12 protein-coding genes and 1 pseudogene are annotated in these 15,089 nt (G+C 62.8%); 5 read left to right on the forward strand and 8 right to left on the reverse strand.

Annotation, left to right across the window (positions count from 1 at the left end):
- Nucleotides 1-7: 7 nt before the first annotated feature.
- Entirely contained in the window at nucleotides 8-1,750 is a 1,743-nt protein-coding gene (locus XaFJ1_RS11140) for a ShlB/FhaC/HecB family hemolysin secretion/activation protein (RefSeq protein WP_045756956.1), read from the reverse strand.
- Between the two features lie 238 nt (nucleotides 1,751-1,988).
- Here XaFJ1_RS11140 and XaFJ1_RS16210 point away from each other — a divergent pair.
- Nucleotides 1,989-2,102, forward strand: a pseudogene (locus tag XaFJ1_RS16210) (IS3 family transposase); the annotation flags it as partial.
- A gap of 145 nt (nucleotides 2,103-2,247) precedes the next feature.
- Here XaFJ1_RS16210 and XaFJ1_RS11145 read toward each other — a convergent pair.
- On the reverse strand, nucleotides 2,248-3,081 hold the full coding sequence (locus tag XaFJ1_RS11145) for a TrmH family RNA methyltransferase (RefSeq protein ID WP_012916771.1): 834 nt from the start codon (nucleotides 3,079-3,081) through the stop codon (nucleotides 2,248-2,250).
- Between the two features lie 933 nt (nucleotides 3,082-4,014).
- Between XaFJ1_RS11145 and XaFJ1_RS11150 the strand changes: the two genes are divergently transcribed.
- The 3 genes from XaFJ1_RS11150 (at nucleotide 4,015) to XaFJ1_RS11160 (ending at nucleotide 7,476) form a co-directional block, all read left to right on the forward strand.
- Nucleotides 4,015-4,758 (forward strand): polysaccharide deacetylase family protein, encoded by a 744-nt coding sequence (locus XaFJ1_RS11150; RefSeq protein ID WP_012916772.1) that lies wholly within the window; start codon nucleotides 4,015-4,017, stop codon nucleotides 4,756-4,758.
- Entirely contained in the window at nucleotides 4,755-5,882 is a 1,128-nt protein-coding gene (locus tag XaFJ1_RS11155; protein WP_012916773.1) for a glycosyltransferase family 4 protein, read from the forward strand. The genes XaFJ1_RS11150 and XaFJ1_RS11155 overlap by 4 nt, the downstream gene beginning before the upstream one ends.
- 508 nt (nucleotides 5,883-6,390) lie before the next feature.
- Nucleotides 6,391-7,476 (forward strand): hypothetical protein, encoded by a 1,086-nt coding sequence (locus XaFJ1_RS11160; RefSeq protein WP_012916774.1) that lies wholly within the window; start codon nucleotides 6,391-6,393, stop codon nucleotides 7,474-7,476.
- Between the two features lie 202 nt (nucleotides 7,477-7,678).
- Here XaFJ1_RS11160 and cysN read toward each other — a convergent pair whose 3' ends face one another.
- The 3 genes from cysN to XaFJ1_RS11175 form a co-directional block, all read right to left on the reverse strand.
- Nucleotides 7,679-9,589, reverse strand: coding sequence for a sulfate adenylyltransferase subunit CysN (gene cysN, locus XaFJ1_RS11165; RefSeq protein ID WP_045757365.1), 1,911 nt, complete (start codon nucleotides 9,587-9,589; stop codon nucleotides 7,679-7,681).
- 5 nt (nucleotides 9,590-9,594) lie between these two features.
- On the reverse strand, nucleotides 9,595-10,503 hold the full coding sequence (gene cysD, locus XaFJ1_RS11170; RefSeq protein WP_012916776.1) for a sulfate adenylyltransferase subunit CysD: 909 nt from the start codon (nucleotides 10,501-10,503) through the stop codon (nucleotides 9,595-9,597).
- A 580-nt stretch (nucleotides 10,504-11,083) separates the two neighbouring features.
- Nucleotides 11,084-11,599 carry a hypothetical protein gene (locus XaFJ1_RS11175; protein WP_012916778.1) on the reverse strand — a complete coding sequence of 172 codons (516 nt, stop codon included), beginning with the start codon at nucleotides 11,597-11,599 and terminating at the stop codon, nucleotides 11,084-11,086.
- Nucleotides 11,600-11,718: 119 nt separating this feature from the next.
- On the opposite strand from XaFJ1_RS11175, the gene XaFJ1_RS11180 reads away from it, so the two are divergent.
- Nucleotides 11,719-12,279, forward strand: coding sequence for an O-acetyl-ADP-ribose deacetylase (locus XaFJ1_RS11180; protein ID WP_012916779.1), 561 nt, complete (start codon nucleotides 11,719-11,721; stop codon nucleotides 12,277-12,279).
- A 112-nt stretch (nucleotides 12,280-12,391) separates the two neighbouring features.
- On the opposite strand, the gene XaFJ1_RS11185 is transcribed toward XaFJ1_RS11180, so the two are convergent.
- The 3 genes from XaFJ1_RS11185 to XaFJ1_RS11195 all read right to left on the reverse strand — a co-directional run bounded on the left by XaFJ1_RS11185 (nucleotide 12,392) and on the right by XaFJ1_RS11195 (nucleotide 14,667).
- On the reverse strand, nucleotides 12,392-13,396 hold the full coding sequence (locus XaFJ1_RS11185) for a class I fructose-bisphosphate aldolase (protein ID WP_012916780.1): 1,005 nt from the start codon (nucleotides 13,394-13,396) through the stop codon (nucleotides 12,392-12,394).
- Nucleotides 13,397-13,646: 250 nt separating this feature from the next.
- On the reverse strand, nucleotides 13,647-13,955 hold the full coding sequence (locus XaFJ1_RS11190; protein ID WP_155393138.1) for a hypothetical protein: 309 nt from the start codon (nucleotides 13,953-13,955) through the stop codon (nucleotides 13,647-13,649).
- A gap of 70 nt (nucleotides 13,956-14,025) precedes the next feature.
- Nucleotides 14,026-14,667: a hypothetical protein gene (locus tag XaFJ1_RS11195; RefSeq protein ID WP_045756958.1), complete on the reverse strand. Its 642-nt coding sequence runs from the start codon at nucleotides 14,665-14,667 to the stop codon at nucleotides 14,026-14,028.
- Nucleotides 14,668-15,089 lie beyond the last annotated feature (422 nt).

A 15,089-nucleotide genomic window follows, 5' to 3' on the forward strand; every position in this document is an offset into this window, starting at 1 on the left:
TGAGCGCTTAGAGGTGCCAGGTCAGGCTGACGCCGAACGTGCTGTAGGACGTAGGAAAATGTGGCGGCGTGTGTAGGGGGGCGCCGACGAAGCCATCCACGCTGACGTGCGACCAATTACCGCGCAGGCCCAGCGCCAGGCCGGCCAGGTCCTGGCCCGTCTGCAAGCGCGCCGACGGCCCCCCGATCCGCCCGGTATCGGCGGCCAGATAGGCTTCCAGGCCGCTGCCCAGCACCAGGCCCAGTTCGTTGCGCAGCAGCCAGCCGCGCTCGCCGCTGAGCGTCACTTCCCCATCGAAGCCGCGCACCGTGTAGCGCCCGCCGATGGCAAACCGGTCCTGCGGCGACAGCGGCGTGCGGTTCCACTGTCCACGCCAGGCCGCGGTGTAGCGCAGGCGCTGGGTGCCCAGCTGGAACGGCACCACCAATTGCGCATCGGCCAGGATCAAGGCCATCCGTGAGGTCCCGTCCAGCGGCAACTGCGGAGCGAAGGCGTGCGCGCGCTCCTCCGGCGAACGCAACGCGCCGAACGCGCCGGTGCCGCGACGATAGGCCACACTGCCATCCAGCGTGGCCTTGCCCAGGAACTGCCGATCGGTCAGCCCCAGTTCCCAGCCGGCGGTGCGCCGACGCTGCACCAGGATCTCGGTGTCGTCGATGGCGCTATTGGATTGCCGCCACCAGCCACGTCCATACAGGCCGATCTTGGTCGTGGCATTGCGCAACAGCAGGCGATCCACACGCGCTTCGGCATTGCGGCTACGGCCGCTGTAGTCGTAGGTCTGGGTGGCCCCGGCGACCGGCTGGACGTAGTCGTAGGCGCTGGCGGTCACGCCGAACAGCCAGTAGCCGTAGGGGACATCGTAATGCGCCGTCCAACTGTCGGTGGACTTGCCCGCCGCGTTGAACACGCCCTTGCCCAGGCTGACGTAGAACAGGTCGTTCAAGCGCAACGGGTTATCCAGCGACAGCGTGCCGTTGGCCTGCATCTTGCCGGTCGCCTGGCTGCCGGCATCGTCCAGGCTCAGGCTGGCGCGCAGGCGCCGATGCTGCTGCCAGGCAATGGCCAGGTCGCTCTCGCCCGGCCCGACGCCCGCGCCCTGCGCCGGCGCGATCTGAATGTCCGCCGTCACCGTCGGCACGCGCTGGAAGTTCTCCAGGCCTTGTTCGATATCGCGCAGATTGAGCAGCGCCCCGCTGTGCGTGGGCACCGCGTTCCGCACCGAGGCATGCGCCGTCGCCGGTGCAGTGAAGCCCACCGCGTGGACGTAACCGGGCACCAGCGATAGCCGCAAGGTCCCGCCGGTCAGATCCTGCGGCGCCGCCAGCACCCGCGTGGTCACATAGCCACGCGCGATCACCGCGTTCTGCACCCGTGTCATCACCAGGTTGATGCCCTCGGTGCCCAAGCAGCGCCCGGTCGCCGGATCCTGCGGCGGATCGGCCGCCTTCAACGCCCAAGCAAACGCCTTGGCCTGCGTGCCATCGAGCACGATGTGGCGGATCCGGAAACACGGCGACTCCTGGGCCGGCAGGCGTTGCACCCCATCGGCAGGCCCCGCTTGCAGCCGCACATCCGGCCGGGCCTCCTGCTGCGCGCGCAACACCCGTTCGCGCTCTTGCTGCAGCAGCAACTGCTGCGCCGCCGGATCGCTTGCCTGTTGCGCCAACACCGGCGCCCCAACTCCTGCCAACAAGGCAAGACACCACTTGGCGCGACGATGCGCCATCCCCTTCCTGCGAATATCCATCTATGGATGAAGCGCTCCAGCTCAGTGACAAGATAAAACAACAACCGAGCCTGCGCCGGTCCCATTTGTCTACATAAGACTATCCGTGAAGCTGACGGCAGCACAGATGGAACGCTCCATTTGTCTACATTTAGAGACAACGCGTGCGCAACTTATAGGTTGCTTATCCCAACGCATGACTGCTTACAAGTGCTACTGACTTGCGACACCACTCAATTTTGAGTCCCGCCTTCCCAGTGCGGTCGCCATTGAGGTGGAGCGCGCAATCTCCGGTCAGGGCGTGACGCGTGTGGTGGAGCCGCTGGGCATCAGTCGCGGCCTATGTTTGCGCACAAAATTGCATCGTAAATTTGCACCGGTTCAAGCCGACGCATGCTATCGCCGCTACGACGATGCTGAGCACCACATGAAATCAAATCATCGCCGACAACGTCGCCACAGCATTCAAACGCGATGACGCATGCCTACGTCACGCACGCCGCTGCCCAAACGCCTTTCTATCGATCTATCTGCAATGAGTGGAGGCCGCACCATGTCCCCAGCAACACGGCGGCAGCGGCGGCGACATTGAGACTCTCCACCGCGCCACTGCCAGGAATCGACAGACGCAGATCGCAAGCCTGCGCGAAGCCGCGGTCCATGCCATCGCGCTCGGCACCCATCACATAGATCAGGCGTTGCGGTAACGCGGTTGCGAACAGCGCGTCGCCGCCCTCGACCAGGGTCGCCGCCAAGGCGAAATCGGCGTTGCGCAGTTGCGCCAGCGCCTGCGCGGGCGCCGGCAAACGCACCAGCGGCACTGCCTCGGCACCGCCCTCGGCGACCCGCGCGGCAGCACCGGACAAGGCCAACGTCGCCCCTTCCGGCAACAGAATTGCCGCCGCACCGAAGTGCGCCGCCGAACGCAGGATGGCACCGAAGTTGTGCGGGTTACCGACCCCATCCAGCCACAACGCCAACGCCGGCCCCGGCGCCAACGTCCGCAGCCAGTCGGCCAAGGGCAAGGGCGCTTCGCGCAGCACATCGGCGACCACGCCTTCGTGGTGCGCGCTGGCGGCGAGCTTGTTCAGATCGTTGTCGTCCACCACGCGGTAACCGACACGATGCGCCACGCACCATTTGAGCAACGGCTGCAACGCGGGAATCCGCGCCTCGGCCAGATACAACTTGCGAATGGCCTCGGGCCGCCGCGCGTACACCGCGCGCACGGCATTGAACCCGTACAGACGCAACTCGTCGCGATGGGCATCGGCCACAGGCGCGAGCGCACTGCGCTGCTTCGGTGCAGACGCCCGCGTGCCACCGGGACGGTTCCCCCAGGGCGAGTTCATCGGTTCGCACCCAGCACACCGACAGTACAGAAACAACGAAGAAGAGCGCGCATGGGAGTCTCCTGAAAGCGCACAGGCCACGCGTCGGATCGACGCGACTCGGTAATTTCCACGCATCCAGCGCCATCAATCAGGTCGCATCGGCACATTCTGATCGCGACATAAGCACGCTTGAACTTGGACACAATAGCAAATGGTTGCATCGACCTGTGCACAAGCCCACAAATTAGACCCCAAAAATAATAAATAATCACAAATATAAAAATTAATTAATTAACAGAATAGACAAATATACCAGATTCACCAACTAATTTTCTGAATATTTACAATAATACTACACCTTCACGCTCTATCGTCGTCGCTCCTCCGGCAACCACGCAGGCCTGTATAGAGTCGAGCCACATCTCTCAGCAGAATCGTTTCTCCAAGGGGAATCACGCATCGGCGGTCCAGCTTGCGCGTGTCAACGTGTCAACCGACATTCGAACGCGGAGTTTCCTGGCAACGCACTTCACATTTCATAGGGGCAAGGGAATTCCAATATGAACATCAATAATGCACACCACGCAACATCCTTGGCACGCCGCCATACCGGCATCGCATTAATTTCTTCACTTCATCGACTTTACTTTTGCTGTGTGGGGGAGCCCGTTTTTCTAAGGCATCCGCGCCGAGGTAGAGTTGCTATCCCGCACGGCGGCCTCGCCCCACGCAGGCACAGCGCTGGAACCGCCAACGTCCAGTAGGCGGCGACGATATGGATCATACCGCCACGGACCCTCATGTCCGCGAGCACGTCCATCAGCACATTCGACGCAGGCCGGCATCAGCGCGTCATGCCAGCCACCATGCCCTTGCCGCCACGGCCCCGCACGCGCAAGCTGCGCTAAAATCCTTCGCTGCCAATCGCCCCCTGTCACCGAACCGTTCCCGATGCCTTCCGAGACCTCCGCCACGGCCCGCATTCCGATTTTCATGTACCACAACATTGCCGAGGCGCCGCGACACCTGAAGGTTTACCGCAGTCTGTACGTGACGCCGGCGCGCTTCGCCCGGCAGATGCGCCTGCTGCAGCGGCTGGGCTACCGCGGCGTGTCCATGTCCGAGGCCATGCCCTATCTGCGTGGCGAGCGCCAAGGCAAGATCGCGGCGATCACCCTGGACGATGGCTATCTCGATAACCTGCACGCGGCGCTGCCGGTGCTGCAACGGCTGGGCTTCACCGCCACCGTGTACATGGTCAGCGGCTGTATCGGCCGCCACAACGTCTGGGACGCGCAGAAACTCGGCATCGAAAAACCATTGATGAATCTGGACGAGCTGCGCCGATGGCGTGCTGGCGGCATGGAGATCGGCGCACACACCCGCTCGCACCCGCACCTAACTGGCTGCAGCGACGCCGTGTTGCGCGAGGAGATCGGCGGCTGCAAGCGCGAGCTGGAAGATCTGCTCGGCGAAGCGGTGCCGCAATTCTGCTATCCGTATGGGGACGTGGACGAACGCGTCGCCGAGGCCGTGCGCGCCGCCGGCTATACCGCCGCGACCAGCACCCGCCGCGGCCGCGCCTTGGCCGGCTCCGATCCATGGCGCTACCCACGCATCCAGGTCGCACGCCACCATCTGCTGCCGCACTTCGCGCTGCGTGCACTGACCGCTTACGAGGATCGCCGCGCATGAAATTTCTATTCGTCGGCACCAACGCGGAAAACACAGGCGCGGCCACGCATTTCGTGGCCCTGGCACAGGCACTGGCCGGCGTCGGCCACGATGTGGAAGTAATCGCCTGCGCGGGCGGACTGATCGCCGAGGAACTGCAGCGCAGCGGCATCACCGTGCATCTGGGGCGCTTCCGCAACGTGCTGGACCCGGCCGGTTACGCGCCGCTGCTGCGTGCGGCGCGGCGCAGCAAGCCGGATTGGCTGGTTGGCAACTTCGGCAAGGAATACTGGCCACTGCTGCTGGCCGGGCACGCACTGGGCATCCGCGTGGCGCTGTTCCGGCATCGCACACCGGCGATGAGCGCGCTGTCCGGCTACGCGATCCCGCGTCTGGCGGCGCGGTTCTTCGCGGTATCGCACTACGCGCGGCATGCTTATTTGCAGCGTGGCGTGCCGGAGGCGCTGGTGCAGGTGTTGTACAACCCGGTGAACATGGAGCGGCTGCGTCCGGATCCAGCACGGGGCCAAGCCATCCGCCGCGCGCAGCAATTGCCCGACGATGCAATCGTACTCGGCTACAGCGGACGCATGCACGCCGGCAAGGGCATCTTCCCGCTGTTGCAGGCCGCGTCGGCGGCGATGGCACTGGAACCGCGGCTGTACTGCCTGTGGCTGGGCGATGGCCCGGACGCGGCACAGTTGCAAGCGCAGGCCGCCGCTCAGGGCAACGGCGCGCGGCACCGTTTCGTCGGCTGGGTGAACGACACCACGCCGTACTACAACGCAATGTCGATGCTGGCGTTTCCGTCGCTGGCGCCGGAAACCTTCGGCCGCGTCTCGGTGGAAGCGCAAGCCAGCGAAGTGCCGGTACTAGCCAACGACGTCGGCGGCGTGGCCGAAACATTGGATGCGGACATCAGCGGCGAACTGCTTCCGCCCGGGGACGTGGACGCCTGGCGCGATGCGATCGTGCGCTTGTGCGATGCGTCGCGGCGCCAGCGTATGGGCCAGGCCGGGCGTGCGTTCGTCCAGCAACACTTCGGTGGCGCAGTGATCGCCACGCAGTTCGTACAGTTGCTGGAGCAACCGCGCTGCGCTCCGCCACCACCGGCTCAGACGCGACAGAGCGCAGGCACACGCTGAGCGCAGCCTCGCGCACGCGGCGACGGTGTAAATCCGGCGCTTGGTGATGCGCTCAGTCTCGTCCGCGATGGTTTAAAGGGCGCTCACACGAAGCGACGATTTCCGCTCTTCATCCAATTCCATCGCCTGGCATCTCCATGCTCGAAGTGGGGTACCACAGAAATGGTTGCATCGGCACGCGCACTTTATATACGCATAAATTCAAAAAAGAAAACACCGAACAAGATGCAACCGTGACGCAGCTCCGCCTTTTAACGACCATGCCGGATTCGCGAATTCATTTGCTGAATTTCCACAAGAATGCCGCATAAATTTGGCCCATTGTCGCCACTCCTACGGCAACAATGCAGGCCACTATCGAGCCAACTTACATCGCTCAACACCCTCGTTTCGCACAGGGGAATTCCGCACCCGCGATCAAGCTTGCGCGTGTCGACATGCAACCCAGGATCCAAACACGGGGTTTGTCGGGAACACACTCGCATCCACTCACGACAAGGCGATTCCAATGAGTTTCAACGCAAATCATGCAACCTCCGTGGTACCCCGCTATCGCCGCCATACCGGCATCGCACTCACGCTTTTACTTCTACTTCCGCTACTGGGTCTGAGCAGCGTCAGCACCGCCCTGGCCCAGCAATATGCACCTGACGCGCGCCTGATGCGGGTCGCCGACCTGAAAGCCAAATACAAACCTGTCGACGTCCCCGACGACTACGTGCAGACCCCGTTCGGCTACTTTCCGCCCGCCTGCGTCCACCACATCAGCAACGACGAGCGCATCCTCGGGGATAGCAGCGTGCAGCACGCCAATGGCGTGCGTGAACCACCCCAGGTCTGCACCCAGGACAATTTCACCGCCAAAGGCATCCGGGTACACCCGGACGGCCGTGGCCTGGATGGCCTGCAAGTCCGCGGCAGCCCCGCGCTGACCGCATCCAAACCTCACGGCTCGGTGCCACCGGCAGCGCTCGACCACAACTGGATTCAGGCCGCCGGTTACGAGACGGGAACCCCGATGGGCCGCATCGTCGCAAGCTGGCAAGTGCCGCAAAACCCGACCAACGCGACACAACAGGTCTTGTACTTCTTCCCCGCCATAGAGACCGACTATAAAGCGATCCTGCAACCGGTACTGGGCTACTACGGCGACAGCAACACCTGGGACCTGAGCAGTTGGAATTGCTGTCAGGACGGCACCGTGTGGTACAGCGATTCCATTCCGGCCAAGACCGGCGATCAGATCGTGGGCGACACCTATGCCACCTGCAACGACGGTCGCCCCTGCTATAGCTGGAACGTCGACACGCGTAACCTCACCAGCGGCCAGAGCGTGCGGCTCAGTACCACGTACTACGGCGACCAGCGCACGAAAAAGGTGATTGGCGGCGCCCTGGAAGTGTACTACTTGGACAGTTGCGACCAGTATCCACCCGATGGCAGCATCACGTTCAACAACATCGGCGTGTACGACTACAAACTACGACGTGTGCAGTCGCCGCCGTGGAATTCCATCATCGACAGTTCCGGTCTTGATGTGCAATGCAACTACGATTTGGGGACCACCTCCACTTCGGCCACGATCTACTATTGAGTCGGTCCGTCCCTCGCGCCGCCGCTGCTTGGCGGCGCAACGTTCATGACGCCGACCGAGTGGAAGTGCGAACGAGCATCGGCAGATCGTTAGCATGCGTGACGCGCGTACCCGATCTGCGCGGAGCAGCGGGCAGCATCAGGCGCGCGTTATCGCGTGGTCAAACACCAGAACGCATGGGCCGTGCCCTGCATGTGCACCCTCAATCGCGCGCCTCCAGCCAGGCCAGCACCTGCTCCGCCAGCGCGGACACCTCTTCGCCATCGGCGCGCAGATGCAGGTCTGGCTGCGCCGGCGACTCGTAGGGCGAGTCGATCCCGGTGAAATTGGGAATCTTCCCCGCACGCGCCTTGGCGTAGAGCCCTTTGACGTCGCGCGCCTCGGCCACCTGCAACGGCACATCGACGAATACTTCGACGAACTCACCAGGCGCGAAGCGTGCCCGCGCCATCTCGCGCTCGGCGCGAAACGGCGAGATGAAACTGACCAACACGATCAGCCCGGCATCGATCATCAGCCGCGCCACCTCAGCGACGCGACGAATGTTCTCCACACGATCCTCGTCGGTGAAGCCAAGATCGCGATTGAGCCCATGGCGGACATTGTCGCCATCGAGCAAAAAAGTATGCCGGCCCTGCGCATGCAAGCGTTTTTCGACCAGATTGGCAATCGTGGATTTACCCGCACCGGACAGGCCGGTGAACCACAGTACCCGTGGCGTCTGCCCCTTGATCCGTGCGCGCGCCACCTTATCCACGTCCAGATGCTGCCAGTGCAGGTTGCCGGCGCGGCGTAGCGCGAAATCCAGGGTACCCGCCGCGACGGTGGCATTGCTGTGCCGATCGATCAGGATGAAACCGCCAAGCGTGCGATTGCGCGCATACGGCGCGAACGCGACCGGTTGGTCCAACGCCAGATTGCAGTAGCCGACCTCGTTGAGTTCCAGACGCTTGGCGGCGAGCCGCTCCTGGGTGTTCACATCGACCCGGTATTTGATCTCGCTGATGCTGGCCGTCACTGTGCGCGTGCCAATCTTCAGCCAGTACGGACGACCGGGCAGTAGTGCGGCATCGTCCATCCACAGCACGTGCGCGGCGAACTGATCGGCCACTTCCGGCGGATCCGCCGCCGCGGCGATGACGTCGCCGCGACTGATGTCGATCTCGTCGGCCAGGGTCAGCGTGACCGCCTGACCGGCCACCGCACACGCCACTTCGGTCGCGCCGATCAACACCTGCGCGACATGGGAACGACGCCCAGACGGCACCACCACCACCGCATCGCCCGGCTTCACCTCACCCGCCGCCACGGTGCCGGCGAAACCACGGAACTGGGCGTGCGGACGGTTGACCCACTGCACCGGCAGGCGCAACGCGCGGTCGGCCTCGTGCGTTTCTAGCTCCAGGCTTTGCAAATGTTCGAGCAACGCCGGGCCGGCGTACCACGGCATGCGTGCGGAAGGCTGCAACAGGTTGTCGCCTTCCAGTGCCGACAGCGGAATGCACTGGACCTGGCCGATGCCCAGTTGCGTAGCCAACGCACGGTATTCAACGGCGATCGTCTCGAAGGTGTCGCGCGCAAATCCGACCAGATCCATTTTGTTGACCGCGAGCACCACATGGCGCAGCCCCAGCAGCGCCACGATATACGTGTGCCGACGGGTCTGGGTCAACAGCCCCTTGCGCGCATCCACCAGCACCACCGCCACGTCGGCGGTGGAAGCGCCCGTGGCCATATTGCGGGTGTACTGCGCATGCCCAGGACAATCGGCGACGATGAACTTGCGCGTGTCGGTATCGAAGTAACGGTAGGCCACATCGATGGTGATGCCCTGCTCGCGCTCGGCGGCCAGACCGTCGAGCAACAGCGCGTAGTCGATCGCCCCGCCCTGCGTACCATGGCGCTTGCTGTCGGCGCCGAGCGCGGCGAGCTGATCGTCGAACACCTGCTTGCTGTCGTACAACAGCCGGCCGATCAACGTACTCTTGCCGTCATCGACGCTGCCGCACGTGATGAAGCGCAACAGTGGTTTGCATTCGTGCCGATGCAAATAGCCCACGATGTCGGATGCACCGCTTCCGCCCTCCCGCTCCGTCGCACGCCCAGTTTTCATACCCATCAGAAGTAGCCCTCGATCTTCTTCTGCTCCATCGACGCGCCTGGATCCTGATCGATGATGCGCCCCTGGCGCTCGGAGGTGGTGGCCTGCAACATCTCGGCGATGATCTTTTCCAATGTATCGGCCTGCGATTCGACGGCGCCGGTCAGCGGATAGCAACCGAGCGTGCGAAACCGCACCCGGCGTCGCTGCGGCACTTCGCCCTCGCGCAACGGCAAGCGCGCATCGTCCACCATGATCAGCGCACCATCACGCTCCACCACCGGTCGCTCGGCAGCGAAATACAGCGGCACCACCGGAATCGCCTCGCGGTAGATGTACAGCCAGATATCCAGCTCGGTCCAATTGGACAGCGGGAACACGCGCACGCTCTCGCCGGGATGGATACGCGGGTTGTACAGATTCCACAACTCCGGACGCTGCTGCTTGGGATCCCAGCGCTGGCGGTCGTTGCGAAACGAGAACACCCGCTCCTTGGCCCGCGCCTTTTCCTCGTCACGGCGCGCACCGCCGATGGCCGCATCGCACTGCCACAACGCCAGCGCCTGCTTCAACGCCTGCGTCTTCATCACCTCGGTGTGCATACTGGCGCCATGCGTGAACGGGCCGATGTCCTGCGCGACCCCGTCGGGATTGATGTAGACGCGCAGGTCCACACCGGTTTCGACGGCACGCCGATCGCGAAAGGCAATCATCTCGCGAAACTTCCAGCGCGTATCCACATGCAGCAATGGCATCGGTGGCGGCGCAGGCGCGAAGGCCTTCAACAGCAAATGCAACAGCACCGAGCTGTCCTTACCCACCGAATACAGCAACAACGGATTGCGGAATTCGGCCACCACCTCGCGCAGGATGTGGAGACTCTCGGCCTCGAGCCGGTCGAGGTGGGACAGGACGCAAGCGCTCATCGCAACGAAGTCACATGCAGTGGAAGGCCGAAGCGCAGAGTAACAGCGTGGGCGATGCGAGTGGCGGGACGAAGCCATGCATTTGACAGCCACAGCACAATGCCGGCCATTAATGAAGCGGTTGGCACACCGGCCTCACCTGCGCATGAGGGCCATAACTTCGGCAAGCATCTCACTCCCGAATCAGTTCCCGCGCGCACCTTGGACTCAACTTTCAAGGGTAACGCTCCGCAATCGCATCGGATGGACGCATGGAAAAGCAGAACCGTCATTTAAGTTCTTAAGAGCGCACCATGTCCAGCTCCAGGCAGGCCGCATCTACGCGCATCCGCGCGGTGACTTGGACAAGAAACTCGTGCAAGCATTGCGACACAGCAAGCCGACACGAGGCAGGTGCATCTCTGCCCGATCAACACCACGCCATTATCGGACTTCAAGACAGGAACGACTCTGCGAGCTTGCCCTGCGTGCCGAAGCCAGTCTCAGTGCCTGCTCCAATGCCACTACCGACCTTGCTCGCCTTGCAACTCGACTCGGCAGCACGCAGTCGCGCGAAGCTGTCATATCTGACGCAGCCTAACTAGCGGTACAGCCACCAGGCCACAGCGGCAACGGCAACGGCAACGGCAAACAGCAACCCTGGTATGCCCCAGCGCCAGACACTCGCGCGCTTGCCAGCAGCCACTGTGGGCCCAGCGGCAACAGACAGCTCCAGACGACGATAACGTTGGACCATTACGATCGCCTCGCGCAGCGACATCTCCGGATAGTGATCGAAAATTAGCCTGGCCGCTTTGCGCCGCTCGCCGCAGTGCAACGCCATTTCCGCCGCCGGTGGCAGGCGCGGTTCGATCGCACTGCTTATCGGGAGTTCGCGCGCGTCTTTGTCGACAACCGCGGACACTCTCCCCATGGCATAGCGATCAAGTCGTTGCGCCACCAACTGCGCCGCATCGGCATGCAACCATGACTCGACCTGCAATTTCGCGCTTTGCAGATCCATGTCGCGGTGGGTACGCAATAGTTTGATCGCCTGAATGATCTTGCCACGCGCCAAGGCGTCGGCGACAAGCGGCGGCGGCAGGTTCCGGTTCATGTCGCAGATGTTGAGATGGCGATACGAGACAGTCTGGCCATGGGCGCGTTAAGCGACCGTGGCAACGGAAGGTCGCAGCATCACACTTCCATCATTCGCCCCCCACAAAGATTCGCGTTATGAAGATCGACATCTGGCAAGGCGACATCACCCATCTCGACGTGGACGCTATCGTCAACGCCACCAACGAATCACTGCTCGGCGGCGACGGGGTGGACGATGCGATTCACCGTGCTGCAGGTCCGGAACTGCTGGAGGAATGTCGGCGACTGCCGGAACTCAAGCCAGGCGTACGTTGCCCGGCCGGTGAAGTACACGCCACGGCAGGCTACCGGCTCAAAGCGCGATATGTGCTGCACACCGTCGGCCCGATGTGGCGCGACGGCCAGCGCAACGAACCAGCGTTGCTCGCCAACTGCTACTGGCGTGCTCTACGTCTAGCCGAGCAGATGGGCCTGGAGTCGGTCGCGTTTCCCCCGATCAGTTGCGGCGCCGCTGGTTACCCGCTGCACCAGGCAGCACGCATCGCAGCGACCGAGACCGACGCCTGGCGGCGTGCGCATGCCTCGCCCAAGCGAATCATTCTGGTGGCCTACGATGCAACAGCCTACAAGGCCTATCAGCAAGCCATGGCCCAGATCACGATCGAGCAAACGGGTGGTCAGGCGCAGGTCGCCTGACCCGCGCCACAGCGACAAACACCGCAACGCATAGCACAGCGGTCACGCCGCACACACCGATAAAAAAGAACGCCGGCCATCGCCATCTGACGCGAACTGGCCGACCGACACCTCAGCCGCGCCACTTACCCAGCGCCGCCAGGCCGTTTTCCTTGGCCCGTTCGTACACCACCTGCTGTGACTTGGCGACATGCCCCTTGATGTCCCGCGACCACAGCTCCAATGCGGCCTGCTGCATCGCGCGACCATACGAAAAGCTCAGCGGCCACGGCAGCGGGCCAAGCTGATTCATGGCGTTGAGGTGTGCGGTGGACTGCTCGTCGGTTTGTCCGCCGGAGAGGAACACGATGCCTGGCAGAATCGCCGGCACGGTGCTCTTGAGGCACATCACGGTGGACTCGGCCACTTCCTCGACACCAGCCTGCTCTTCGCAGTCCTTACCCGCGATCACCATCGACGCTTTCAGAATCGTGCCTTCCAGGACCACGTTCTGCTCGTACAACGCACCGAACAGCGCGCGCAGCGTAGCCTCGGTGACTTCGTAGCAAGTCTCGATGTCGTGGTCGCCGTCCATCAGCACTTCCGGCTCCACCATCGGCACCAAGCCCTGTTCCTGGCACAGCGCCGCATAGCGCGCCAGCGCATGCGCGTTGGTTTCGATGCATACGCCCGAAGGGATGTCCTCGCCGATGGTAATGACCGCGCGCCACTTGGCGAAGCGTGCGCCGAGCGTGTAGTACTCCTGCAGGCGCGCACGCAGGCCGTCCAGACCTTCTGTGATCAGCTCGCCCGGCATGCCAGCCAACGGATACGTGCCCTTGTCGACCTTGATGCCCGGGATCAGGCCGTGCTCGGCCATGTATTTCGGAAACGGCACGCCGGCCTTGGTCTTCTGACGGATGGTCTCGTCGTACAGGATGGCGCCAGAAATGTGTTCGCTCAGCTTCGGCGTGGTCAGCAACAGTTCGCGATAGGCGCGGCGGTTTTCCTCGACATTTTCGATGCCGACGCTGGCAAAGCGCTTGGCGATGGTGCTGGTGGATTCGTCGATCGCGATGATGCCCTTACCCTGGGCAACCATCGCCTGTGCGGTTTCGGCAAGCTGTTCGATGCTCATGGGATTCCTGCGATACGGGGGAAGGCCCAGTATATCCCGGTCACCCACGGCAATCGTGGAAGGCGGACCGGCGATCGCGAAACCCGACAACAGCATCGCGCGGTTTTTTCTCTAAAGCCGCCACGTCCATCAGCCCGACACGCTCACCCAGCACATCGCACCTGCCATCGACGCCGGTCCGAAAGCCGATCTCGTCGTCGCAATGGCCTGGCTTTTTCTTGCTCGATCCTGGGGTCGCAGGCGCCCGCCTTCAGCGCGTCGCAGCAGGCGTAGACGAAGACGCAGGTGGCGTTGCGCCGCTCCCATCCACCCCATTCGGAAACGCCATCGGACAGACCTGGGCATACAGCGCCGAGGAGACCGGGTTGTAACAGTGCGAATTGGTGACGACAAATGCACCAGAGGCAGGATTGACCGGCGCCCAGCAATCCGCGGGCACGCCCATGGTGCAAAACAGGAAGGGATTGTTGTCGTAGTAAGGAATGAAGACGTACTGGGCCGAGGCCTGCATGGAAACCGCGCACAAGCACAATGCGGTAAACCATCCATGTGATTTCATCACGCGCTCTCCTTGGTTGGAGCCATGTATTGCTGCGTATGAAGGGAGCGATGCGTCCACAAGGTCGCCATCACTGCGACAGCGCCGCTGCAAGCGCGCCCGCCTGGAGCACCTGCCCTATCAATTTTTTATTATTGTCGCCATCCAGCGCCTTGCGCGACAGCCGCGCCTGATCGTCCTTAAGTCCAAGAATGTAGTTGTCATAGGCCTTCATCTCGGCCTGCCAGTAGTTCAGGTCCATGGCGTTCTGGGCGACGAAGCGCTGGGTTTCGTTGTCATTGGCCGCCAAGGCCCCCTGGCCGGTCCCCACACTGTCACGCTGGGCCTGCACCTGCTTGAACTGATCGTTGCGCTGGATCAGGCGCTTGAGCATGCGCACGGTTTCGTTGTACTGGGCATTCTGCGCCAGCACCATGCGTTTGCACACCTCCCCCTGCTCACGCACACCATCACCCTGAAAGTTGGGCGTGGCCGAACTGAACTTCTGCAGCAGACCCGATATCCCGCTCTGGCTGGCACCGGGGCAGCTATCCTCCAGACCATAGTCCGACGGGCGCTCAGAGAAACTATCGGCCATTTTGGAGTCGCCGAAATTCAGCCGCTGCACGTTGATGAGCTGCTGCTGGTAATGATCCAACTCATGCTGGTACTGCTCGAGCGTCCCCGTCCAGCGGGTGGCCTGCTGTGCGTACTCCTCCAACGCCTTGCCCATGGAGAGTGGGTCATGGACAATCCACTGGGCATTGGCCGGCTTGGCCATCAGTCCAACGGCAATCAACACCCAAGCGAAAGAACACACTGAACGGAAAAGGCGGGAAGAGGCGTTCATGACGAATCTCGGCAAGTCTTGTTCGGTAATAAAGGCACGCGGAACAGATGACAGCAGGATCCGATGCGCAGGGCAAAGCGGCGGCGAGCCCCCCTCCCTGTCTTGCGCAACGACGAGCACGGGACACCTCCCCGGCGCTCGAGGAAACCGCAGGAAAGCGACCGCTTGTGTGATCCGCTAGGCGCATCGTCCTTGAACTGCGCATGAGGCAGTGTGAAAGAACTTTGGCATAGCCTTTGCTGAATTGCCACTGCATGGCACGACAGCCAATGGGCCGTGCAGACGCCCCCCCTTGGTTTATCTTG

Origin of the sequence: Xanthomonas albilineans (genome assembly GCF_009931595.1) — a bacterium.
Taxonomy (GTDB): domain Bacteria; phylum Pseudomonadota; class Gammaproteobacteria; order Xanthomonadales; family Xanthomonadaceae; genus Xanthomonas_A; species Xanthomonas_A albilineans.